A 24,105-nucleotide genomic window follows, 5' to 3' on the forward strand; every position below is an offset into this window, starting at 1 on the left:
GCCACCACGTGTCCCCTGCCCCGGCTCCGGTCCGCTCCACCAGAGACCGGCGCCAGTCGATTCCCGCCAGATGCGGCAGATGGTCGCTGTCGCGCAGCAACCGCCGAGGGGCAGCATCGACGCAGGCTCGGGCCCATTCCTGGCCCAGGCGCTGACGCCACCGCAGTGCCGGCCCGTCCCTCTGCCCTGCTTTCAGTGACCCGCGGAAAGGAGCGACACGGACCAGGCCGGCCCCGCTCACCTTGACCGCACGCAGCTCCTCGGCCGCCCGGCGTACATCGGCCTCTTGAACATGCCACCGGCCGCCGACTCCCTTCACCGTCGGCACCGCACGTGCGCCAAGCAGCACATACCCCACCCGCGGATCGGCAGGGAAGCCGGTGAACGCCTGCCCAGCGGCCGGGAACACACTGGTGGCCATCAGCTCGGCCCACAAGGCATCGGCGACGGCCAAGGGCAAAAGGTGGCCCGTGTGGCGCGGAGTGGCGCGGTGCGGCATGCCCGGCACGCTATCAGGCACCACGGACACGAAGGTCCGACACTGGTAGTGCTCGCGGCCCTGCGGGCTCGTGAGGAGGACGATCTACGCACCCAACTGGGCCGCTACGCGGACCGGCCACTACGCACCGGCAGCTTCTCGGCTCCAATGTGACTGGCATCCTCACTGACACCGACCGCATCGCCTCCCTGTTGCACGCTCACGGAGCCCTGTCCTTCTGGGACTTCGCCACGGCGCGGCCATCCGTGCCGATCCGTGTCACCGAGTCGGCACCGGGCCGCATCGATCACAAGGACGCCGTCTTCCTGTCACCCCACAGTCGACCGGTGCAGCCTACGGCTCCTGGGCGGGCGGCCGGCCCGAGGGCCCGCCGCCCGCCCAGGAGCTCAGTCGAGCACGGTCTGCACCGTGCCCGCCGCCACCGTCCGCCCGCCCTCGCGGACGGCGAAGCCGAGACCGGGCTCCAGCGGCACGGGCTGACCGAGCGTCACCGTCACCTCCGTCGTCTCGCCCGGCAGCGCGACGGCGACGCCCTCGGGCAGCCGGACCTCGCCGACCACGTCGCCCGTCCGCAGGTAGAACTGCGGGCGGTAGCCGCCGGCGACCGGCGTCCGGCGGCCGCCCTCGGCCGTCGACAGCAGGTGCAGCCGGGCGGTGAAGCCCGTGTGCACGGAGGCGCTGTCGACCGCCGCGACCACCTGGCCGCGCCGGACCTGCCCGCGCTGCACCCCGCGCAGCAGCAGCGCGACGTTGTCGCCCGCCTCCGCGCACTCCATGGTCCGGCCGAAGGTCTCCACACCCGTCACCACGGACTGCACGTCCGCGTCGTAGCCGAGCACCTCCACCCGGTCGCCCATCCGCACCCGTCCGCGCTCGACCGCGCCGGTCACCACCGTGCCGCGGCCGGTGATGGTGAGCACGTTCTCGATCGGCAGCAGGAACGGCGCGTCGGTGTACCGCACCGGCGTCGGCACGTACGCGTCCACCGCGTCCAGCAGTTGCAGCAGCGCGGCCGACCAGTACGGGTCGCCCTCCAGCGCGCGCAGCCCGGAGACCGGCACCACCGGCAGGCCCGCGCCGTCGTACCCGTGCGCGCCGAGCAGCTCGCGCACCTCCAGCTCGACCAGCTCCAGGAGCTCCGGGTCGCCCGCGTCGGCCTTGTTCAACGCCACCACGACGTGTTCGACGCCGACCTGACGGGCCAGCAGTACGTGCTCGGCGGTCTGCGGCATGATGCCGTCCTGGGCGGAGACGACCAGGATCGCGCCGTCCAGCTGCGCCGCACCAGTGATCATGTTCTTCACGAAGTCGGCGTGGCCGGGCATGTCGACGTGCGCGTAGTGCCGGGTGGCCGTCTCGTACTCGACGTGCGCGATGTTGATGGTGATGCCGCGGGCGGCCTCCTCCGGGGCCCGGTCGATCCGGTCGAACGGGACGAACGAGCTGCCGCCGCGCTCGGCGAGGACCTTGGTGATGGCCGCGGTGAGGGTGGTCTTGCCGTGGTCGACGTGACCCATGGTGCCGATGTTCAGGTGCGGCTTGCTGCGCACGAAGGCCTGCTTGGCCATGGTTTCTCTCCGGGAGTCGTCAGCGCGATGACGGGACCTCAGCGACGAGCCGACCTTCCCCGTCTGAGGTCCCGGGGACGACCCAGGGAAGGTCAGCTTCGTGCGCCGTCGAATGCGGCTGCGACTGCCTGGGCAGCAGCCATCGCGCCCGCGGCTGCGGGGAGTTCGGCGATGGCGTACTGGAACATGCGGTTCATCCTGCCGGTGCGCGCGGACGTCCGCCAGCGAATTTCCCGGCGACGCGGGCGGCGGTGGCCCCCGCCCGCCCGGGGTCACCGCCGGTCCGACGAGATGGCAGCGGGGCCGAAGACCGTACAGACCGGTAGTCGACGTGAACGCGGGCCGGATCCTGGGGCGGGTCGGCGATGGGCCGCTTCGCGACGGCGGAAGAAGTCAGGCCTCCCCTTGTCGCCATGTCGAGGGCGGCTGTGTCCTGGGACGGTGACCGCCGACGTCCTCCCGGGAGCGGATCTCCCCGACAGGCCCGGTCCGGGAGGATCAGTTCCGTCGCAGGACGTCGGGAGCCGGCACTTCGCGAGCGGTGCGGCCGGCGTCTGGCGGCGGGGAACAGGGCTGGCTCAGGAGTGAGCGGTCGGGCAGAGCTGGTGCGAATGCCCTACGGCCCGGTCCGGCGGTGGTGGAGCCGCCGGCCGCACCGTTGCGGACAGCAGCGAACCCGCCAGCAGCCCTGCGCAGGCCAGGCCGATCGCGGCGACCAGGCGGTGCCACCGGGTCGCAGGGAGCGGAGAAGGACGGAGTGGGATCACGGTCATAGTGGGGTGCCGTTTCCTTCGGAGGTCGCCGGGCGCGGGCCGCGTTGGTCCAGGAAGCCGGGCTGTTCGTTGCGGTGGGACGGGGTCAGAAGGCGAACGTCTCGCAGTGGATCCGTCTGCGTGGGACGCCGGCTTCTTCCAGCGCCTTGACGGCGGCGGTGGTCATTCCCGGCGGGCCGCACAGGAACACGTCCCGTTCGGCCAGGTCCGGTAGCAGTCTGAGCAGCAGCATGGGAGCCAGGGGATTGCGCTCTCCCCGCGACGATCCCAGCAGGTAGTGCAGTCCGGCCTGCCGTACGCTCGCGATCGACTCCAGCTCGTGACGGAGCACCAGGTGCTCCGGACTGTTGGCGCGGTAGAAGAGCACGATGTCACCCGGTCCTCCTGGCAGTGTCTCGAAGAGCGCCCGCATGGGGGTGATGCCGACACCTCCGGCCAGGAGCAGGACCTTCCGACGGGTGCGCCGGTGTGCGGTCATCGATCCGAACGGCCCGGTGGCCACGACCCTGACGCCGGGACGCAGGCGCCGTACTCGACGGGTGTGGTCGCCCAGCGTCTTGACGGTGATGCGCATGGTGCCGCCTCGCGGCGCGGCGGAGAGCGAGAACGGCAGGGCGGTGGACCACAGCCTGCGGGTGAGGAAGCGCCACCGGAAGAACTGGCCGGCCTGTGCCTGGAGTTCCTCCAGCCGTTCGCCGGCGATCACCACCGAAACCACGCCCGGGCCTTCGGTCCGTACGTCCACCACGCGCAGGCGGTGGCGCAGCACCTGCCGGATCGGGACCACGCATCGGTACCAGACCACGAGCACGGCGACCTGGGCGTACAGGAGCGACCACAGCCAGGCGAGCACCGGCATGCCGGCTAGGTCGGGACCGGCCACCTCGTGGGCGAAGGCGAGGCCGGCCACCAGGTAGGTCAGCAGGTGGACGGTCCGCCAGGTCTCGTGGCGGACGCGGTGCCGTACGGCCCTGGCGGAGACCGCGCCGACGAGGCCCAGGAGTAGCGTGCCCGCGGTGGCCTCGGCGAGCGCGGGGTAGCCGAGCAACGCCCCGCCGGCACTCATGAGGTCGCGACCGGAGTAGGCCGCGAACCCCATCAGTGCGAGCACGGCGTGTGCCCCGACGAGGGTGAGGACGTAGCGCCCTCCACGCGCGTGCCAGCGGGCCAGAACGTCGGCACCGACGCCGTGCTCGATCGCGGGTACCCGTGCCATCAGCAGCAGCATCACCAGCATGCCGTAACCGGCGAGGAGCCCGGTGAGGTGGGCGGCGGTGGCCAGTAGCGCGTCGAGCCGGGACGACGGCACGACCTGGATCAGCCACAGCAGTGTGGTGGCGCACCCGCCGGCGAGGACGCCGTGGAGCAGTGTCCTGGGGTGCAGGCGGGGCCGGCTGTCTGCGGCTGCGGTCGGAGCCCGGTGCCGGGCCGCGCGTTCGGGCGCGGCTCGGCGGGATCGCCGGGTCGACACGGGTGACGTGACGTCACCGATAACGCTCATGTGTGGTGCACCTGTGCTGGAGGGACGGATGGTCATTGGGGTGGAGGAGTCGTCGTTCCGGCAGTGGGTCCGGCGTTGCGCGAGGCAGACCTGCGACCGGGCGCGCACACGTGAAGCTCGGCTGTCTGCCGCGGAATTGACGTCCCGGCGACAGGGCAGGTGCGCGGCCCCGCCCGTTTGGTGCACCTGCCGCGCGTGGGGGTGCAACGGGGGCGCCCGGTGGAATCGACCGGAGGGTCCCGGCTACCTGCCGACCTGGCGGGTCGCCCGTTCCGCCTCCGCGCGAGCCGCGTCGCGTTCCGCGACCAGCGCGTTCAGGACGTGGGCGGTCCACTCGTCGATCTGGCGTCGCGCACGTTCGGCCTCCGCGCGGGCGGCATCGCGTTCCGCCGTGACGCGTGCCGCGAAGCCGCGGAGTTCGTCGACGGTGCGCCCCATTCCGAGCGCCTCCTGCTGGCATCTGGCGGCGTCGGCCCGGGCCGCGTCCCGAGCGATCTCCGTCTGCTGCGCCTGCGCGAGCGCTTCCTCGACCCGCTGCTCGGCCTGGCCCATGTGCGCGGACACCAGCGTTGCCCGGGTCTCGGCCTCGGCCCGCGCGCGTTCCGCCACGGCCTGCATCGTCTCCGCCTGTTCGGCGGCGTCCAGGGCCTGCCGTCGCTCGGCATCCGCCGCCCGGAGCCGGTTGCGCAGCTCGTCGTTCTGTCGGGAGGTGTCCGTAGCCTCCCGGCGTGCCGCGGCGAGGTTCGTTTCGGCCGTCGCGAGCAGTCCCTGGAGCCGGGCGGCGTCCGCCCGGGCGTTGTCGAGAGCCCGGCAGAGTTCGCCGATGGCGCCTCCGATCCACCGGGTCTGGTACGGGGCGGCCTGGGGGCCTGCCGACGGCTCCGGCACGAGGGGGTGCGCGGACGCGGACTGCCCTGCCTGGGCGGCACGTTCGGGTAGGGCCGTGCGCGTCCGCAGGCGGTCAAGACCGTGCTGTGCCCGCCCCTCCGCCACCGGCTCGGCGTACCCGCCGGTCATCGCCTCTCCCGGCGGGGACGGGCGGTGGCGCAGCCGGGCCTCACGCGCGGAGGAGATGACGACTTGTGGGATCACCCGTTCCAGCAGGTGTCTGGACTGGGCGGTGGTCTCGGTGCTGTTTTCGATGTGCAAGGCTTCTCCTGTCCTGGTTCCGTTCGGCACACGGGAATCGGCCGGCGTGATTCCGGCCCGTCGAAGAAGGAACTCGTACGCATCGCCCCGCACAGGAAAACCACGGCCGTCGGCCTGCGGCACCAGAGGCGGCGTTCGGGGAGAGCCGGTCGATTCCCCGACCGGCTGCCGTCGACCCTAGCCAGCTTCCGATCCGGAGGAAAACGCGGAGGATTAAGAAAGGTGTAAGGAAGGGTTATTGTTCCCGCCGCGAGCGGAGCCGGACCCGTCTGCTGGGTATGTGGTGCGCGGTCAGGACTCGTAGGTCTGCACCATCGGCGGGTGCCCGTTCCACGTGGCGAAGACTGAAGATGTGCCGGCGCTTCCGGTGAAGTCCACCCGCAGCCAGCCCTGTGCCCGCCACACTTTCACCGCGTATCCGGAGGCGGGTGTTGCCGAGACGAGGGAGGCCGAGTCGGAGCCGAGGGCCAGCGCGACCTGGCCGCCGTGGACCGTGTAGCCGTGGACGCTCGACCCGTCGCCCGTCGGGGTCGTGGTCGGGGTCGTGGTCGGGGTCGTCGTGGCCGTGGTGCTGGGGGACGCCGCAGGGGCCGGTGCCCTGGTGGCCGGCGCGGCCGGTGGCGCCGCGGCGGAAGCCGTTCCGGACGGACCGCTCTGTGCCTGCGGTGACCGGGTCGGCGAGGCCGCCGGTGGGGGAGAGGCCTTGGAGATGTCGGACTGATCCGGAATCAGCACGACCTGCGGGGCGCCGAAGAGGGCGACCTGCAGCGCCGTGCTGACACCGAACCAGGAAACTGCTGCTGCTGCGACGGTGGCGGTAAGCCATGCCGCCGCCAGGGTCCAAAAGCGCACGGCCCAATATTGCCCGAAAGCCCGGCAACAGCCCAACAGTGGCGAATCATGGAACCTGTGGCGTACGGTGAGGGGCACTATGGCAAGTGTGCTCCTGGTCGAGGACGATCCCTTCGTCAAATGGGCCGTTATTCGCGACCTGACGAATGCCTCACACACCGTTCGCAGCGTCGGAACGGCTTTGGAGGCCCTTCGGGAAGTCTCCCGTCATCCTCCGGATGTCGTCATACTCGACCTCGGCCTGCCCGACCTTGACGGTGCCGAGGCCCTGAAGATGATGCGGGGCGTGTCCGACGTCCCGGTCATGGTCGCCACCGCTCGTGACGAGGAGGCGGAGATCGTCCGCCTCCTCCACGAGGGCGCCGACGACTACGTGACCAAGCCCTTCTCAGGGGAGTACCTCAACGCCCGGCTCGCCGCCCTGCTGCGCCGGTCGGGTTCCGGCAGCCGTTCCGAGGTGCTGGTCGTGGGTGGACTGCGGGTCGACCTGCGCCGGCGGGAGGCGACCCTCGACGGGGTGCCGCTGGACCTCGCCCGCCGTGAGTTCGACCTGCTCGCCTGTCTTGCCGGGCGGCCCGGCGAGGTGGTGACCCGCCGTGAACTGCTCGCCCAGGTGTGGCAGCAGCCCTACGGAGAGGACCAGACCATCGACGTGCACCTGTCGTGGCTGCGCCGGAAACTCGGCGAACGCGCCGCCGCCCCGCGCTATCTCCACACCGTGCGCGGCGTCGGTGTGAGGCTCGAGGCCCCCGCGGGCGGGCCGTCCGGTTCCCGGCCGTGAGAGGGGCGCTGGCCCGGTTCGCGATCGCCGTCGCCACCATGGTCGCGCTCGCGTTCCTGATCCCGTTGGCCCTGACAGTCCGCGAGTACGCCCGGGACCGGGCGTTCACCGAGGCCGAACGCCAGGCCGCCGCGATCGAACCCGTCCTCGTGGTCACCACGGACCGCACACTGCTGGAACGGGCGTTGGCGAGCACGCCGGTGGGTGCCGCCGGGCGGATGGCGGTGCACCTGCCGTCCGGTGCCGTGATCGGTCCGGCACACGCGAGTGACGAGCAGCTCGGCGCGGCGGCACGGCAGGGGCGTGCCTACACCGCCCCGGTCACAGGTGGATACTCCGTGCTCCAGCCCGTCGTGCTCGACAACGGAGGCATCGCCGTGGTCGAGGTCTACCTGCTCGACGGCGACCTCAGGCGCGGGCTGCGTACGGTCTGGCTCGTACTGGGCGGTGTCGCCGTCGCACTGGTCGCCATCTCGTCCCTGGTGGCCGACCGGCTCGCGGCCCGACTGGTGGGAGCGACACGCCACTTGGCCGGTGCGGCCCGTACCCTGGGCGGCGGGGATCTCGACGTTCGGGTCGACGCCCAGGGGCCCTACGAACTCCGCGAGGTGGGACTCGCGTTCAACACGATGGCCGATCGGATGGGCCAGATGCTCACCGCTGAGCGGGAGTTCGCCGCGGATCTCTCGCACCGGCTGCGCACCCCGCTCACGGCGCTGCGGCTCAACGCGGCCGCGCTCGCCGCCGATCCGGTCGCGGACCAGACCCGTGGCGCCGTGGCGTGGCTCGAGCAGGAGGTGGACCTGGTCATCAGGACCGCCCGGGCGGGCGGCCGGGGCGAGGATACGGCCGAGTGCGACGCGGCCGAGGTGCTCTCGGAGCGCATGGCCTTCTGGTCGGCGCTGGCCGAGGACCAGGGGCGCCGCTGGGAGTTCTCCGGCGCCGACGAACCCGTACCGGTTCCGGTGGCACGAGCGGAACTGGCCGCCGCCGTCGACGCCGCGCTCGGAAACATCTTCCGGCACACCGAGGAGGGAACCGCGTTCTCGGTGACGCTGCACGCGGTCGACGGCCGCGCGACCATCCTGGTCGACGACGCCGGGCCGGGCGTGGCAGCCCCCCAGGCCGCGCTGCGGCGCGGCCAGGGCAGCGGGAAGCCGGGTTCCACCGGGCTGGGGCTCGACATCGTGCGCCGGATGGCTGAGGGGGCCGGCGGCGGCGTGCGGATCGAGCGATCGGTGCTCGGCGGGGCCGCGGTGCGCATCTGGCTCCCGTCCGGGCCGGGCCGTGCGCCGGAGCCGGGGACCCGGCCCGACGGCGGCCGTGCCATGCGCCGCCGTGCCGCGCACCACCCTGCACGGGCGGTGGCGCGGTGGCGGCGCCAGGTGGCGCGGGACTGAGCCGTGGGACCGGCCGGTCGCGCCGGCTCGCGGTGCCCGGCCGCCGGGGGAGCAACGGACGGGCACCGCGAAGACGCGGCGGTGGGGCACCCGCGTGGCGCAACCGGCCGGGGTTCAGGTCCGGCGGTGGCCGCGGTGACGCCGGGCCAGGACCATGGCGGCCCCTCCCACGCCGAGTATCACGAGCGCGCCGCCGGCCAGCGGCAGGGCATCCGATGCGCCGGTGGAGGCCAGGTGCTGGTCCGGCGAGGAGTCGGCTGTACCGCTCCCGCTACCACCGCCGGCCGGTCCGGAGCCGCCTTGCGAGGCGGAGGCCGTCGCCGACATCGACGTACCGACCATGTCCATGCCGTCATGGCTCATCCCGGAACCGGTTCCCGCGTGCGTCGCGGCACCGCCCGGCGTGGCGCTCGACTTGCCCGGGCCTCCCGAGCCGGTGGAACTGCCCGAGTGGCCCGAGCCGGTGGATCCGCCGGATGCGCCAGAACCGCTCGGGGCGCTGCCGGATCCCGTGGCCGAACCGCTCGGGCCGCTGCCGGACCCCGTGGTCGAACCGGCCCCGCCGAAGACGACGTCAGAACAGGAATAGAAGGCCTCCGGGCTGTCCGAGCGCTGCCAGATCGCGTAGATCAGGTGACGGCCGGTCTTCTTCGGCAACTGGGCGGTCATCTCGTACGACCCGTTCACCAGGGCCGGATCGGTCGCGGTGTAGAAGGGCGACGACTCCAGATCTGACCACTTCAGCGGCTTGGTCGGGTCGTAGCCGTCCTTGGTGACGAAGAGTTGGAAGGAGCCGCGGTGCGGCGCCGTCCCCCGGTACTTGAACGTGTAGCTGCCCCCGCCGGCCGGGAGCGAGGTCGCGGGCCAGTCCGAGCGGGCCAGATCGAGGCCCTTGTACTCGTCGCTGCCCGCACTGCAGAGCTTGCCGTCCGGGATGAGCTCGTGGTGACGTCCGGCGGCGTCTCCGATCCTGACGCCCATCCAGTCGTAGAACCCCTGGGTACCGGATGCCGCGACGGCCGCCTGGCACGCAGCGGTGCTGGGATGCTCCGGACCCTCCTGGTAGCAGGCGGAGACCCGGCTGACGGGATTCTGCATGGACCCGTGGGCGTAGGCCGGGCCAGAGGCCGCGCCTACGAACAGCAGGGACAGCGTGCCACAGACGGTGATCACGGCCTTGTTGCGTCGTGATTTGATGACAGTTCTCCTTTGTGACCCGAACTCACGAACCCGGAACCAGTCGTCGCACGGATGCGGCGCCGACGCTGGAACGGATGGCCGACGGTGGTGTCCAGCGCGCGTGTCGAACGCAGCCCGGACAACGGGGCTCGATGCCTCCGAAGGGTTCCTCCGCGGTGCGCGACGGGATCCCCTCACTCCGACGATCCTCATGCTAGCCATCGGCGATGGTCGAAAATGCGCGCTGAGCTGGAAAGTTGGGCTCTTTCGCAGTTCTTAAAAGTGGCTTCATCCGTGGTTACGGAGCGCCGCTGCGCGCGCCCGTGTGCCGAACACCGGCTGCACCTGGCTTCTCCACGGACGGCGGCGCCGGGGTACTGCCGCTGCCGACTGTCGGGAAGAGACTGGCCGCCGGCTGGCGGTGTGGCCTAGGGCATGCAGGCCGATCCGGGGAAGCCCGACCCGGAGTCGAGCAGGGGACCTACAGGTGCGGATCGGGATGATCTCGAACTGAGGAGGTCCGGGCGTCTGGCTTCGACAGGTGCCCGGTCGGGGGGCGTCGGTGCGCGGAGTCCCGCCGGACGGAATGAAACGGCTCAGCGCGTGGGCCGGTGCCGACGGAGGTCGGCGAGCAGTCGGTCGAGCAGGTGTTCCTCCTCGACACGGATGCCGTGGTGGGTGATGGCCGGGGCGAGGGCCGGGTCCCAGGGCGTAGGAGCCGGGGCACCAGTGGTGAGCGGGGTACCGAGGCCGCGGTCGACGGCGGCGAGGTAGGAGGGGGTGTCGTAGTGCCAGGGGGCGGCACCGGGAAGGCGCAGGACGGTGGTGGCGATGCGGATGCCGCCCCAGTCGAAATCGCCGTGGTAGGCGATCGGGGAGCCGTGCCCGGCGGCGTAGGTGAGCAGGGTGCGGGCGGCGACGGAGAGATTGCCCTCGACGCAGACCACGGGCGGGCAGTCGGGGCCGAGTTCGTCGGCGGCCGCGGCGAGGACGGCGGGGTTCTCGCACACGTGTACGGTGCGTCCGTTGAGCCCGAGTTCGGGTGGCCCGCCGGTCAGCTGGCGGAGGGTCAACACGCAGGGCTCGCCGCCTTGCCGGGAGGCGGCGAGGATGCGTCCGGTCGTACTCGTCGTGGAGCCGGGCAGGTTCAGGACCAGGACGCGGGAGGAGAGTTCGTCCAGCGCCACACCGACAGCGGCCCAGGCGGCCCGGCGGCCCTCGGAGCCGCCGGGCAGCTCGGTGGCGGAGATGGCGCGGACGGCGGAGAGGACCAGGGAGGCGAGCGAGCGGCCCTCGTCCAGCGCGTGGGCGTCGCCGAGCGTGCGGGCGGCGAAGACGGGCAGGGTGAGGCCGTCGGCGGGGAGGAAGGAGAGCACCCGCGCGGCCGCGGCGGCCAGCTGCCGGGCCGACGCAGGGTCGCCTCCGGAGAGCCGTTTGAGCAGCCCGGTTGCCTCCACCTTGGCGCGCCAGGAGGCGAGTTCGGGCCGGTCGGTGACGGCGGGGTGATCGAGCTCGGCGAGCACCCGCTGCCAGGCCGCCGCCGACGCGGCTTCCTGGGCACGGAGATCGGCCACCGGACCGGTCAGGGCCACCACTGCGGCCGTGAGGCCGTCCGGGCAGGCCAGCGACTCGCGCAGCACCCGGTCGACCTCGGCCAGTGGCACGGTCAGGGAGTCGCCGGAGCGCAGGCGTCGGCCGAGCAGCAGCTCGACCGCGCGGCGCTGCTCGGCGGTGGCCTTCCTGAGGGTGGCGGGGGTGTCCAGGGCCCGCCCGGCGGCGATCCGGCCGCGGGCGCGCTCCAGCAGCCAGGCGGTGTCGGGGCCGCCGAGCAGGCGGCGCAGCCTGGGCAGATCGGTCATCGGTCACCTGGCCCGGCGCCGTCCAGTAGGGACGGCTGTGCCTGGTCGTTCGTTCCTGTCTGGGCCGGGACGTGCGGGACGGGGCGCTGCTCGCGGGTGCGTGCGGTGCCGTCCCAGCGCCAGGGGGTCACCAGGACGGCGTCGATGCCCTCACGCCGGCTCAGCTGGGCGATGCCGATGCCCGGCACGGTCGGATAACAGGCCCACTCGCGTTCGCTGGTCATCACCACGTCGAGGTCGAACGAGGCCAGCAGGCCGAGGCACTTGGCCCGGGAGTCGTCGTCGACGCCGGCGAACGCCTCGTCGAGGGCGATCAGGCGCGGGGCGTGCGGACTGCCGGAGGAGTAGTGGGAGGAGGCTGCCGCGAACAGCGGGACGGAGGCGGCGAGGACGCGCTCGCCGCCGGACGCGGGACCGGTGGCCGGCTTCCAGACGCCGTCCTGGCGGCGCTGGATGGTGAAGGCGTGCCAGGCTCGGTAGTCCAGGGCGCGGGTGAGCTGGTCGGCCCAGGAGTCGCCGGGGTGGTCCTCGCGGTCCTGGGCGATCCTGGCCTGGAGGAACTCGCCGACCTGGGCCCGGTCCGCCGGGGTCCAGGCGTCCGAGGACTGGCGCAGCAGCCTGGTCCGGACGGCTTCCAGCCCGGCGGGTGCGTCCTTGGCGGGCTGCCACTGCAGGCGCAGGGTCATGCCGGTTGAGGTCGGCCGGGCTTCCAGGTCGAGGTTCATCGCCGCGACCTGTTCCTCGGCCCCGGCGATCAGCTCCTGGAGCGCCCCGGCGACCTCGCCGACCAGGTGGTTCTCCAGCAGCTCGCGCTCCTTGGCGGAGAGCAGCCGGCCGCGCTGCTCGACCTCCTCGCGCAGCGAGCCGGCGAGGGCGGGCACGTCGTGGGTGCGGCCCTGGAAGAGCACGTCGACGAGCATGATGCCGTCGTGCAGGGTCATCCCGACCGAGTGGCCGTGGCGGCCGAGGGCATCGGTGAGCACCTTGTGCTCGGTGGAGATCCGTTGCTGGATCAGCTCCCAACGGCGGTCGGAGTCGTCGGTGTCGTGGAGTTCCTGGTTGACGGTACGGGCCAGAGCCACGGCAGGCGTCGGTGCCCAGGGCTCGTCGAGCGGCGGGACGGCGATGCCGGGCAGCGCGGCGGCGAGCAGACCGGTGGCGGCGAAGGAACGCAGGGCGGTCACCGCGCGGTCGCGTTCGGCGGCGGCTTCGTCGATGCGGGTGCGGATCTCACTGCGGCGGCCCTCGGCCCGGGCACGGGCGGTCATGGCGGTGTCGCGGGCCCGGCGGGTGTCCTTCTCCTCGGTGTCCCGCTCGGTGATCGCCGTGTCGGTTTCGGCCAGCCGGCGGAAGAGTTCCTCGACGCTCGCACCGACGGTCTCGGAGAGCACCCGGTGCCGCTCGGCCGCCGCGTCGGCGGTCCGGCGGGCCACGGTCGCGGCCTCCTCGGCCTCGGCGAGCGCCTCGGCGGCGGCCTCGGCCTCGGCGGCGGTGTCGGTGGCGAGAGCCGTGGAGCGGGACCGAGCGGCGGCGGCCGGCAGCAGGGCGGCCAGGGCCGCGGCGTATCCGGAGACGGCGTCGCGGATCCGGTCGAGCGCCTCGCGGGTGGTGGGCAGGTCGGTGTCGGAGGCGTAGTCGCGGACCTCCTGGTCGGTGCGTTCGGCCTCCTCCTGCCGGGCCGAGGCGTCCCGTTCGGCCTCGGCCAGGCTCTCGGTCAGGCGGACCACGGCCGCCGCCTCGTGGCTCTGGCGGCTGTGGGCCTCGCGCAGCGTGTGGTCGGAGGGCTCGGCCTGCTGCTCGGCGGTCAGCGCGGCGACTCGCGAACGGACTGCGCCGCGCTGCCGGTCCATCTGCTGGAGCGCGAGGGTGAGTTCCGTCCGCCGGCCGGCCAGCTCGGTGAGCCGGGCCCGGCGGGCCGCTTCCCGGGCGCCCTCGCCGAGGTAGTGGGCGGCGGGCTTGGTCCAGCGTCCGGCCAGCGCACCGAGGCGGTAGCGTCCGTCGACGGCCACCCAGGTGTGGTGGTCGGGCCGCTCGCCGAGGCCGATCGCGGTCAGGGCGGCGTGTACGGCGTCGTCGTCGAGGGCTGCGGCAAGCGGGTCGGCCCGGTCGACGGCCGGGCGCAGGACGGCGGCCAGGGTGCTGCCGGGGGCGGCCGGGCCGGGCAGCAGGACGGCGTCGTCGGCGTCCAGCAGCGTGCCGTCCGGGGTCAGCCAGGCGTCGAGCAGCCCGGCGGCTTCCAGCGCCGCCTCGATCCCGGCGCGGTGCTCGGCGGGGACGGTGTCCCCGAAGTCGACGGCTCGCCACAGGGGAGCGCCCGGGCGGCCGCTACGGGCGTGCGGATCACGGGTGTGGACCGGGGGCGGGGTGTCCTGGCCGCCGGCCTCCAGACGGGCGATCTCCTCGGCCAGCGCGGTGAGTTGCCGCCGGGCGGCGGTGGCCTCGGTGTCGAGTCCGGCCTCCAGGCGGGTCAGTGCCGCGACGGCCGCGCGGTAGGCGGCGGCTGCGGCCTCGGCCGCCGGGTTGGGCCCGGCGAGGGTGTCCGTCCAGGCTTCGAGTGCCGCGAGGGCCTGGTCGGTGTCGGGCAGGCGGAGTTCGACCGTGCTGCCGGCCCAGCCGCGCCAGGCCTCGACGAGGGCGGTTCCCTGGTCGCTGACGGCCTGCCCGGCGTCGGCGGAGCGCTCCCGCGCGGCCTCCAGATCGGCGGCGCGGCGGGCGGCCTCCGTCTTCGCGGCCCGGGCCCGCCCGTGTGCCCGCTCCGCGTCGGTGAGCAGGGTGGTGAGGCCGGTGATGGCCTGGCGACGGCGTTCGACCGTACGCTCACCGCTGCGACGGGTCTCCTGGAAGGGCGCGCGGTCGCGCTCCAGCGCCTCGGCGGTCGGGGCGTGGTCGATCCCAGCCGACTCGGCGCTCTGCGCGGCGGCGGTGGCGGCCCGGTCGAAGGCGGCCCGGTCGGCATCGTGCTGGGCGTGCGCGGCGGCGGCCCGGCGCTGCCAGTCCGCTGCCTGGCGCCGGGCGGTCCCGGCGGCCGAGGCCCGGTCGTCCGCGACGGCCCGCAGTGCCTCCGCAGTCTTGCCTGCCTGTTCCAGCTCGCGTGCCGCGTCCATCTCGGGGCTGCGGGTGAGTGCGTCCCGGGTGGCGGTCAGCGCGGCCCGGGCGTCCTCCAGTTCCTCCAGGCGGGCCTCCGCCCGGGTCAACTGCTCCTCGGCGGCCGCGTGTTCGGACTCGGCCTCGCCGAGGTCGCGGCCCAGGTGCTCGTACCGGCTGTGCGCCGCGCGCAGGACACCGGCCTGCCGCTTGGTCGCGATCCCGGCGTAACGGCGGTAGTGGGTCAGGAAACTGGTCGCGGCGCCCGAGGCCTCGGCGAGCGCTTCCAGGGCGTGGCGCTCCTCGTCCAGACCGCGGAAGGCCTCGGCGACCTCGCCGACCAGCGCCGGGTCGAGCGGCGGCAGCGCCTCGGTGAGCGCCTTCGACAGCAGCTTCTCGTCCGGCTTCTTGGACAACTGCGGCTGGCGCAGCTGGATCAGCAGGTTGACCAGCGCCTCGTAGCGGCCCTGGCCGAGGCCGAACAACTGCTCGTCCACGGCCCGGCGGTACTCGGCGGCGGTGTCGTGGACCAGGCCGTGGCCCTGGAGCGCGTCGCGCAGCCGTTCCCGGGTGAACGGGACGCGGGTGGCGGAGAGCAGCGGCAGGTCCGGGCCGACGCGCAGGGCGGTGGTGAAGAACCAGTGCTTGGCGATGCCCCGCCCCTTGACCGCCTTCAGGCCGCAGCCGACGGTCCGGTACTGCGGCCGGCCGTCCTCGTCGATCCGGCCGAACTCCAGCCAGGTGTAGCCGGTGCGCTCGTCGTGCGGGTGCTTGCCGCCGAGTAGCAGGTTCCACTCCATCCGCTTGGCGCGGTCACCGTCCGGCTCGACGCGATGGGCGGCCAGCTCGCCGTCGAGCAGGAAGGGGAGGGTGAGTGCGAGCACCTTGGACTTGCCGGTGCCGTTGTTGCCACGCAGCAGCAGCCGCCCGTCGTGGAAGCGGAACTCCTCGGCGTCGTAGTGGAAGATGTCGACGAGCCCCGCGCGCAGCGGCTGCCAGCGGTTCTTGGTGGGCTGCGGCAGGGTCATGAGCGGGAGCGGGCCTTTCGGATGGTCGGGGCGGCCAGTGCGTAGCGGACCAGGGCGGGTCTGGCGGTGACGGTCCCGCCGCTGCGGGCGACGAGGTCGAGAGCGGCCAGCCGGTCGAGGGCCTGGGTGAGCAGGTCGGCCGCGGCGGCCGGCTCGGCGGCGGACTTGCGCCAGTACGCGCGGTGCTGAACGGCCAACTGCCGTACCAGCTCGACCAGCTGGGGCTCGGTGCGGGGGCCGTCGGCGGTGGCGAGGTGGGCGGCGACCAGCAGGGTGACGTGGCCCTCGGTGCCCTGCTCGGGCATCCGGACGTCGGTCAGCTCGTCGTCCGGATCCACCATGGCGATCCCCTCGGACCGCAACTCCGGTACCAGTCCGGTGAGTTCGGAGATCCGGCGGGTGATCACCCAACGCTGGGAGACCAGATAGGTGTGCTCGTCCTCCGGTAGCTCGGCGTAGTACACCACCGGATCGTCCAGCAGCCGGCGGGTGAGCCGGTGGCGCAGCGCGCGCAGCCGCAACTCCTCGGTGTCCGGAGCGACTTCGCGAGTGAGCTCGACCAGGCGCCGGTCCGGATCGGTGGTCTCCACGGTGGACGGGCCGCGGGTGGCGGCCGGCAGCGCGGCCAGGACGCGGCGGCGCACGTCGTACAGCACGTCGTTGGACGCCTCCGACAGGTACGCCTCCTCGTCGCCCGCCACCCGGTGCAGCACACCCCACTCCAGCAGCAGCCGTACGGCGGCCACCAGGTCCGAACGCTCCTCCCGGCGGTCCATCCGGAACTCGATGCCGGAGGCGGACAGCACCGGATCCCCGGCCGCCGTCAGCACGCCCTCGGCCAGCCGCCCGAGGGTGATCTGGGCGTCCGCCCGCTCCAGGACCGCCAGGGCCAGGCAGAGCAGCACATAGCGGCGGCGGGTGAAGGCCACCTTGGTGCGCGGCGCGCGGGCGGGCCTGGTCGCGTCGTCCAGCCCGGCGGGTGTCTTGTACAGCCGGGCCGTCTCGGTGTCGACCACCAGCCGCCAACCGGTCTCCTGGGTGAACCAGGCGGCCAGCTCGCCCGCGTGCTTACGCACCAGCCGGAACTCCTCGCTGCCGCTGGTCATCAGCGGCTGCGCCAGCAGCGCGCGGGCGGCCCGTCGCCGCTCGGCCCGGACCTCGGTGTCCGTCATGCCGCACTTCCGGAAGGCGCGAGGTCGATGATCTCGATGACGTGCTCGGGGCCGGACAGCACGCCGTCCGCGGTCGGTATCCGCACCACCGTGTCCGGGTCCACCAGCTTCAACCGGATCTCCATCGTGCCGTCCCCGGTGATCGCCGAGGACTCGCTGTCGCCGGGCGCCCGTGCCGAGAGTGCGTCGCCGAGCACAGCGAGGAACAGCCGGAAGGCCTGCGGGTCGAGCCCGTCCGGCCCTGCCAGTTCGGAGAGCAGCACCGGGCCGTCGGTGGCCAGCCGGGCTCGTGCGGCGTCGGTCTGGGCGGCCTCCAGCTCGACCTGCTCAGCCAGCACCCGCCGCGCCGCCGCCCGGTCCGCGATCCGGTTGGGTGCGCCCCGCCGCTCGTACGAGCCGGTCTCGCGCAGCCGAGGACTGATCTCCAGGGGCGGGGCCTGTGCCCAGGGCGTGGTGGCCGACAGGTCCGCTTCCCGCCAGGCCTCCTCCGTCGCGGCGTCCACCGTCAGATGCCGGGCCGGGGTGAGGGCGAAAGCCGCCCGCCACAACCGGTGCGCCGCGGCGTCGTCCGGGGCCTGCGCGAAGAACCGGGCCAGCGCCCGGAAGTCGGCGGTGCGGTCCGAGCGCCCGCTGCGCCGCTCGTTCAGCGCGGCGACCGTGTTGACCAGGGCGGTGATCGCGCTGACCGCCGCGCCGCGCAGCAGCTTGGCCTGGGACGGCTGCCGGCTGGAGCGGCTGAGGAACCAGTCGGTCAGGCCGCGCCAGCGGTTCTCCCACCCGGTCAGCGCGGCCCGCTCCGCCTCCGCGCGGGCCTGCTCGGCCGGCTGCCCGTCCAGCTCGGCCTCCGGCACGGCGTCACCGGCCTCGCGCTGCGCTGCGGCCAGCAGCAGCCGCTCCACTCCGGCCGCGTTGAGCTTGGCGAGTACGTCCGCGATCTGCGCACCCCGGTTCGCCAGATCGGCGATGAAGCGCTCGATGTACTCGACGAGGCGGTCCTTGTACGCGATGAACGCCTCCTCGTCGCCGTCCTGGAAGTCGATCGTGCGACGCAGCGAGGCCATGAACGCCTGGGCGTTGTCCGCCAGACTGCCGAACCGCTCGGCGAGGGCCAGCAGGGCCAGGTGCGCCTTGGCCGGGTCGGGATCCTCCTCCTGGGCGAGGACCAGCAGCGAACCCAGGTGCTGGGCGATGTCCGCCAGCGCCACCGACTGCAGCTGCCCGCGCCGGCCCAGCGACTCCTCGTACACCGCGACCGCCCGCAGCGCCGCCTGGCCATGGCGGGTCAACTGGTAGAGGTAGCGCGCCCGGTGGAAGTCCTCGACCGACGTCACCCGGCCGGTGTCGGCGTCCGCACGGAGGTTCTCCCATTCGACCAGCTTCTCCAGCGCGCCACCGACCGCCTCGATCGACACTGGCACCGCGCTCCGGTCCTCCGCCGCGTCCCGGCGGCGGAGCTCCGCCGCGACGTCCTCGGGCCGCAGATGGACGATGAACCGCTCCCGCGCCTGCGCGAAGACGCCCAGGATCCGGCCGTACAGGACCGCGTTCGGAGCTTGGAGGTAGGCGAAGGGCTGGGGCTGCGGAGCAGTGGACACGCGCTCCAGTGTGGCAGACCGCCCCGCTGTCCAAGAGTTGAACCGGGCGGCTCGGACCGGTCGCCGTGCGGCGAACACGAGCGGTGGGGCGTCCTGCGTACCCGTCGCTGCGGGATGACTGGTTCGGCACAGCGGGAGCTGCAGCGGGGAGGGGAACGGAATCGAACCCGCCCACTCGCAAGCAGGCGGCTGCGCACCCATGGCGAGGTTCAGCAGGCTACCGTGGGGCCGGACGCGAGGGTACGGCGGTACTGGTCGGGTGTGCCGCGATGGACCAGGGGGTGTGGGGTGATCGAGCCGGTGTCGCTGTCGGCGGTGGCCGCTGTTTTCGGTGCCGTGAGCGCGAGCGTGGCGAACGAGGCCGGCAAGTGGGCCTGGGAGTCGGCGGGCGCCTTCGTCCGCCGGGTGACGGGCCGGGAGGTGCCGGCGCCGACCGATGCCGCCGGACGGGCCGTCGTGGCGCAGCTGCTGCTGGACGGGGCCGAGTCGGATCCCGTACGGGCCAGGGCGCTTCGCGCCTGGCTGAGCGGCCACGGCGGGGTCTGGTCCGGGCCGTTGGCGACGCCGTTCCTGCTGCCGCCCTCCGACCGCTTCTTCACCGACCGGCGCAAGGTGCTGGCGCTGTTGGACAAGGAGGCCGGACGGAAGGCGGACGGCACGCCCCGCGTCAGCGTCCTGTACGGACCTCAGGGAATGGGCGTGAGCACCGCGGCCGTCCACTGGGGTGCGCTGCAGCGGAAGCGGTTCCCGCACGGACAGCTCTACGCCGACCTCTCCGGCGGCTCGCTGGCCACCGCGCCCGACGCCGCCGCCGTGCTCCGGCAGTTCCTGATCCACCTCGGCATGCCGGCGGACCGGGTTCCCCCGGCGGCGCAGGACCGGGTCGAGCAGTTCCGATCGCTGGTCGCCGAGCGACAGCTGCTCGTCGTGCTGGACCACGCCCAGTCGGCGGCCCAGGTCCGACCGCTGGTCACCGCGGCCCCGGGCGTCGTCACGGTCGTCGTGGCCCGGCGTCCGCTCACCGGCCTCGACGCCGTCCCGATCCCGGTGGGGCCACTGCCCGACAAGGACGCCAGGCGGCTCCTCACGGACCTCGCGGGAAAGGAGGCCGTCTCCGCGGCCGGCCCCGCCCTGCCGAGTGTCCTCGAACGCTGCGGAGGATCGCCCTTCGCCCTGCGTGCCGCGGCTCCCCGCCTGGCGTTCGTCCCACAGCAGCGCCGGAGCCGGGGCGGCGACGACGGCCATCGTCAGGCGGGTGATCCGGTGCGCGTTGTCGTGCGGGAGCTGTACGAGGCGCTGGAGCCGGACCAGGCCCGGCTGTTCCGGCTCTGCGCCTTGCGGCCGTGGCCAGCCCTCAGTCCCGAGCTGGCCGCGGCGGTCTTCGGGCCGACCGGGCTCGCCGGACCCGCCGGGCTCACTGTCGAGCGCGCCGCCGTCCTGCTGACGGGGCTTGCCGAGGCCGGCCTGTTGGAGGCCATGCCCGAGGGCCGCTACCGCTACCGGCCTGCCGTGCGCCGGTTCGCCGAGGAGCAGGCGGCGCGGGTGGACGGTCTGGCCGCGAGCGCGGGAGCGGTGACGCGTGCCGTCGAGGGGCTGCTGCGCTTCGCCGTCCGGGCCGACTACGCGGCGCTGAGGCAGCGGTGGCACGTCGGGCCGCTCTACCGCGAGCTCGGACCAGGCGACTACCCGGACGCCGGTGCGGCGTTGGCCGCTCTGGCCGCGGAGGTGGGCAACCTGGTCGAGGCGGTGCTCGCCGCGGAGGAGTTGGCCGCGCCGGCCACGGCGTGCCAGCTGGCGGAGGCGTCGTGGGCGGTGCAGCTCAAGGCAGGCCGGCACGAGACCTTGTTGCCGGCGCTGCGAACCGCCGTGCGGGCGGCGGTCGCGCACGACCCGGACTCGGCGATGGCCGGCCGGATGCATACCCAGTTGGCGTTCGCCCTGATGGAGCTGGACCTGTTGACCGAGGCCGAGAGCTGCCTCATGGACGCCGCCTCGGCGTTCGAACGGGCCGGTCACCCGCTGGGCCAGGCCACGGCTGTGGAGTCGCTCGGGCTGCTGCGGCTTCGGCAGTGGCGGTGGCAGTCCGCGTACGACTGCTTCGAGCAGGCCGACGGCCTGCTCGGGCGGATCGGCCCGGAGGACGAGCGGGCGGGGGACGTCCCGCGGGCTCGGGCGCTGCTGAAGCGGCACCGGGGGCGGGCGCTGCGCGGCCTGGCCGAGTACGAACGGGCCCGGACCTGGCTGGTGCAGGCGCTGTCCGAATTCCGGCGTCTGCGCGACAACTACAACGCGGCCCGTACCCTCACCAATCTCGCGGAGACCTGGGCGGACACCCTGGCGACGGAACAGGCACTGGCCGCGATCGACGAGGCCGTCGCGATCCTGGACCGCGAGCAGGCGGAGCCGCATCTGCGCTACCTGGCGGGTCTGCGGCAGCAGTGCCTCACGGAACGGGAGTGACCAGGACCGTGTGGGACGTGCCGCCGGTACGCACCGTCAGCTCCGTCCGCCGCAGCGGACGGGGGAAGGCAGCGTCGTTCATCCGGGCGAACAGCGCCGACGCGGTGGCCGCCGGGTCGAGCGAAGGACTGGTGAGGCGGACGAATCCCAGGTCGCGCAGCAGCACTTCACAGGTGTCCGGGCCGGAGACGAAGGCCGCGAGCGAGCAGTCCGGGTAGCGGGCGAGCGTCGTGGCCGCCCACTCCCGGGGCGGACCGATCCGGGGATCGTCGGCCGCCCCGTACCGAAGGATCGCGTCGGCCAGGCCGAGGAGGCCCTGGTCGAGGGTGTCTTCGTGCACCGCGAGGTGATCGGAGCCGGGCCCAGCAGGTTCGTACCGGCCGTCGGCGACCCGTTCGACGGTGACCTCGTTCGGACGGGCACCCGGGCGGGTACGGACCCGCAGCGGCACGGTTCGGATCGGTGGCCGGTAGTCGGGAAGGGGGAGCAAGTCCAGGAGAGCCGGCTCTGCCGGCTCGGGTAGCTCCATGACCTCGTAGAAGAGCGAACGCAGCAGACCGGCCGCCCTGCCGGGCGCCGATGTCGTCAACTCGCTGGGACCATCGAGCGGTTGATGACTATCCAGGAGGAGGTCCAGCTGCGGTCGCAGGGGAGAGTCCAGGGCGAGGCGGGGAGCCTCGCGGACGAAGGCCGCCACCGGCGAGGTGGCGCCCAGAACCTCGTCGGAGGCCGTGCCTAGCAGGACCGGGGTTCCCAGCGCCGCGGCGTAGTAGCTGACCGAGCCGAAGTCCCCGATCACCGCGTCGGCAGCGATCAGCGCCTGCCGCCAGCCGTCCAAGGGGTCGATCAGGGTGAGACCGGCCCGCTCGGCGCGGTCCAGCCAGAGGCGGACCTGGCCGGGGCCGTGGCCGTGCCAGATGTTCGGGTGGAGGACGGCCACCACCCGGTAGTCGTCGACCGGGAGTTCGGTGGTGAGGCGGTCGAGCAGCCATGGCAGCGGGTCATCCGTGCCGGCGTCACCGAAGAGCGACTGCGGATTCCACGTGGAGTTGAGCACGACGAGCCGCTGCCCGGGCCGGACGCCGAACGCTCTGCGGTAGCGATCTCGGTGGGGAAGGGCGGCCAGGATGCGGTCGAAACAGGGATCGCCGCCGAGCACCGCCGTCGGAGCGGCCTCAGGGCAGGCTTCGCGCAGCCGACCGAGCTGCTCGGGGTGGGAGAGCACCATCGCCCGGGCGAGCGGAGCCCCGTCGGACAGCAACCACTCGGGCGCCAGGCCGAAGACCGGGGCGTGCCCGGTGCCCGGTGCCCGGTGCCCGGTGCCCGGTGCCCGGTGCCCGGTGCCCGGTGCCCGGTGCCCGGTGCCCGGTGCCCGGTGCCCGGTGCCGCGAGCCTTTTATTGTACCCAACCCCGTGTGAGAGAACGACCAACTTTCCCTGAAAGCACAGAAGTTCACCGCCGAAGCTGGCCGACAGGGCGAGGTCCACGGGCGTCTGTTTCGCCTGCTCCCACGGAAGTACCGGAACCCCGAGGGAACTCAGCAGCTCGGCGACCCCTGCATTGAAGGGGGACGATCCCGTACAGGCGGCCAGCAGCTGGATCCTGAGGTCGTCGCGGAACAGTGGAACAACGTCCAGGAGCCGGGTCGCGGACGTCACGTTGTGGACAACGAGGAGAACACGGCGGCAGCCGCCGCGAGTGGTCCACCTCGGAGCGTCCTCCCCCACCGGAACCCGGACCCAGTCGGTCACCAGCCCTGTCAACCCGCCGCCCCTTCGATGCTCGCTGCCTCCCCCTCGCGAGGCCCGTCCATTGTCCCACGGCGTGGATGTCGAGGGTCGGCCCTGATCGGGGGCTGGTCGGTCCGGCCGGACCCGACACGCGGTCAGGGGCGCCGGACTATGCCCGTCAGTCGAGCGGAGCCGGCCTCAGAGCCGGATGACGACGAGTGCGGGGTCCGTCGCGGGTCAGCTACCCAGGAGGCGCAGCGCGTGGGCGGAGTCGGCAGGGCCGGAAGCGGTACGAAGGTGTCTCGCCCGCCGCGGTAGGCAGCGTCCAGACCGCGGACCGCGGACCGCGGACCGCGGACCGCGAACGCGGCAGTGGCGGTTGCGGGGAGGCCTGCGAGTTGCAGAGGTGGCACAGGGCTGTCGGGGTGACGTATTCGGGTTGAGGTGAGCGGACAGGTGGACCCGATCGTGGCGGAAGCCGGCCCTGGAACGCTCCAGCACACTTGAACCCCCTTCGAGTCGTCGTCGGTGCCACTCGGCGGTCCGGAGTGGCGGCTGGCCGTGAACGCCCTCCGCTCCGACGCGCCGGCCGCAGCCCGTGCGCAGCTGTGGTCGGCGTCCTCGGGGTGCGGCGATCGGCGGCTGTTGCGCCTGGACCGGCGCGTGGGGGCCTCTGGCCGTGGGGTTCTCGGCCGGAGGCGCACCTCCCTTGAAGCCGCACCGGCACGATGTCCCACCGTTCCGCTCGGCGTGCACCGCCCGCGAGCTGCGCGGCGCAATCGGCCGAGCGCCGGGGGCGTCCGGGGTCAGAGTTTGAACATCGCGGTGTACGGGTGGGTGATGCGTTCCTGCCGTGATCCGAAGTCGACGAGTACCGCGATGTCGCCGTCACCTTCGACGCCGATGACCCGACCGAGGCCGTAACCGTCATGGGTGACCCGGTCGCCGACGGTGAAGTGCTTGGGCGGCGCCTCCGCCCGGGGCTTGAAGGGACTGGTGGGCAGGGGGCGGCGACCTGCTGCAAATTTCGTCATTCCGGCCAGTATGCGCCTGGAAGCGCGGGCGCGGGACTTTCCGGCGCAAACGAGTTCGAGCCTGACCAGGTTGCCGCACATATCGTCGGAGCGCGCCCTCGCGAATGGCGACGGTGGGCGGCGTGCACCGTCTTCGCGGGGCTGCCACCGCGAGCGCGGGCGCTCCGCAGCGCGGGAATCCCTGGGAGCTGTCGGCCCGGACGGGGTGCGGTCGCACGCTCAAAAGGACTGCTCTCCAGGCGTGTTCACGGTCCTCTCGGCTCGGAACGGCCGCTCGGCGCGAGGCTCCCGCAGAACCGGGGGTGAAACATCCCGCCGCGGAGGGTCATGGCCTGCTACAGTCGTCTTAGTTGCAGTAGTGGTTCCCATGAACTTTGTGTGCGCCTGCTGATGTATTGCAGGCGCATTTTCTGTTCCCCGGCTCTTCCCCGGCGGGCGCT

Annotated in this window: 14 protein-coding genes; 3 read left to right on the forward strand and 11 right to left on the reverse strand. The window is 73.1% G+C overall.

Annotated features, from left to right (window positions below; translation table 11 throughout):
* Positions 1-885 precede the first annotated feature (885 nt).
* The 4 genes from tuf to ACWC9T_RS25000 form a co-directional block, all read right to left on the reverse strand.
* Positions 886-2,067, reverse strand: coding sequence for an elongation factor Tu (gene tuf, locus ACWC9T_RS24985; RefSeq protein ID WP_449823262.1), 1,182 nt, complete (start codon positions 2,065-2,067; stop codon positions 886-888).
* An 858-nt stretch (positions 2,068-2,925) separates the two neighbouring features.
* Positions 2,926-4,341, reverse strand: a complete 1,416-nt coding sequence (locus tag ACWC9T_RS24990; protein WP_449823263.1) for a ferredoxin reductase family protein — start codon at positions 4,339-4,341, stop codon at positions 2,926-2,928.
* A gap of 243 nt (positions 4,342-4,584) precedes the next feature.
* Entirely contained in the window at positions 4,585-5,490 is a 906-nt protein-coding gene (locus tag ACWC9T_RS24995; RefSeq protein WP_449823264.1) for a hypothetical protein, read from the reverse strand.
* 291 nt (positions 5,491-5,781) lie between these two features.
* Entirely contained in the window at positions 5,782-6,342 is a 561-nt protein-coding gene (locus tag ACWC9T_RS25000; RefSeq protein WP_449823265.1) for a hypothetical protein, read from the reverse strand.
* Between the two features lie 79 nt (positions 6,343-6,421).
* On the opposite strand from ACWC9T_RS25000, the gene ACWC9T_RS25005 reads away from it, so the two are divergent.
* Together ACWC9T_RS25005 and ACWC9T_RS25010 are read left to right on the forward strand one after the other, a co-directional pair.
* On the forward strand, positions 6,422-7,123 hold the full coding sequence (locus ACWC9T_RS25005; RefSeq protein ID WP_449823266.1) for a response regulator transcription factor: 702 nt from the start codon (positions 6,422-6,424) through the stop codon (positions 7,121-7,123).
* A complete protein-coding gene (locus ACWC9T_RS25010) occupies positions 7,120-8,523 on the forward strand; it encodes a sensor histidine kinase (protein WP_449823267.1) in 1,404 nt (467 codons plus the stop codon). The genes ACWC9T_RS25005 and ACWC9T_RS25010 overlap by 4 nt, the downstream gene beginning before the upstream one ends.
* A gap of 114 nt (positions 8,524-8,637) precedes the next feature.
* On the opposite strand, the gene ACWC9T_RS25015 is transcribed toward ACWC9T_RS25010, so the two are convergent.
* From ACWC9T_RS25015 to ACWC9T_RS25035, 5 genes are all read right to left on the reverse strand, one after another.
* Positions 8,638-9,621 (reverse strand): lytic polysaccharide monooxygenase, encoded by a 984-nt coding sequence (locus ACWC9T_RS25015; RefSeq protein ID WP_449823268.1) that lies wholly within the window; start codon positions 9,619-9,621, stop codon positions 8,638-8,640.
* A gap of 677 nt (positions 9,622-10,298) precedes the next feature.
* Positions 10,299-11,561: a TIGR02679 family protein gene (locus tag ACWC9T_RS25020; RefSeq protein ID WP_449823269.1), complete on the reverse strand. Its 1,263-nt coding sequence runs from the start codon at positions 11,559-11,561 to the stop codon at positions 10,299-10,301.
* Positions 11,558-15,673, reverse strand: coding sequence for a TIGR02680 family protein (locus tag ACWC9T_RS25025; protein WP_449823270.1), 4,116 nt, complete (start codon positions 15,671-15,673; stop codon positions 11,558-11,560). Before ACWC9T_RS25025 ends, ACWC9T_RS25020 begins: the two co-directional genes overlap by 4 nt.
* Complete coding sequence (locus ACWC9T_RS25030) at positions 15,670-16,845, reverse strand: TIGR02678 family protein (RefSeq protein ID WP_449823271.1); 1,176 nt, start codon at positions 16,843-16,845, stop codon at positions 15,670-15,672. Before ACWC9T_RS25030 ends, ACWC9T_RS25025 begins: the two co-directional genes overlap by 4 nt.
* Complete coding sequence (locus tag ACWC9T_RS25035; RefSeq protein WP_449823272.1) at positions 16,842-18,440, reverse strand: TIGR02677 family protein; 1,599 nt, start codon at positions 18,438-18,440, stop codon at positions 16,842-16,844. Before ACWC9T_RS25035 ends, ACWC9T_RS25030 begins: the two co-directional genes overlap by 4 nt.
* Before the next feature lie 288 nt (positions 18,441-18,728).
* On the opposite strand from ACWC9T_RS25035, the gene ACWC9T_RS25040 reads away from it, so the two are divergent.
* A complete protein-coding gene (locus ACWC9T_RS25040) occupies positions 18,729-20,900 on the forward strand; it encodes a tetratricopeptide repeat protein (protein WP_449823273.1) in 2,172 nt (723 codons plus the stop codon).
* On the opposite strand, the gene ACWC9T_RS25045 is transcribed toward ACWC9T_RS25040, so the two are convergent.
* The gene (locus tag ACWC9T_RS25045; RefSeq protein WP_449823274.1) at positions 20,884-22,161 is read right to left on the reverse strand and encodes a hypothetical protein; all 1,278 of its coding nucleotides are present in this window, start codon (positions 22,159-22,161) and stop codon (positions 20,884-20,886) included. The two genes, ACWC9T_RS25040 and ACWC9T_RS25045, sit on opposite strands and share 17 nt — an antisense overlap.
* A gap of 1,276 nt (positions 22,162-23,437) precedes the next feature.
* On the reverse strand, positions 23,438-23,665 hold the full coding sequence (locus tag ACWC9T_RS25050; RefSeq protein ID WP_449823275.1) for a hypothetical protein: 228 nt from the start codon (positions 23,663-23,665) through the stop codon (positions 23,438-23,440).
* Positions 23,666-24,105 lie beyond the last annotated feature (440 nt).

This window comes from Kitasatospora sp. NPDC001159 (genome assembly GCF_053598235.1).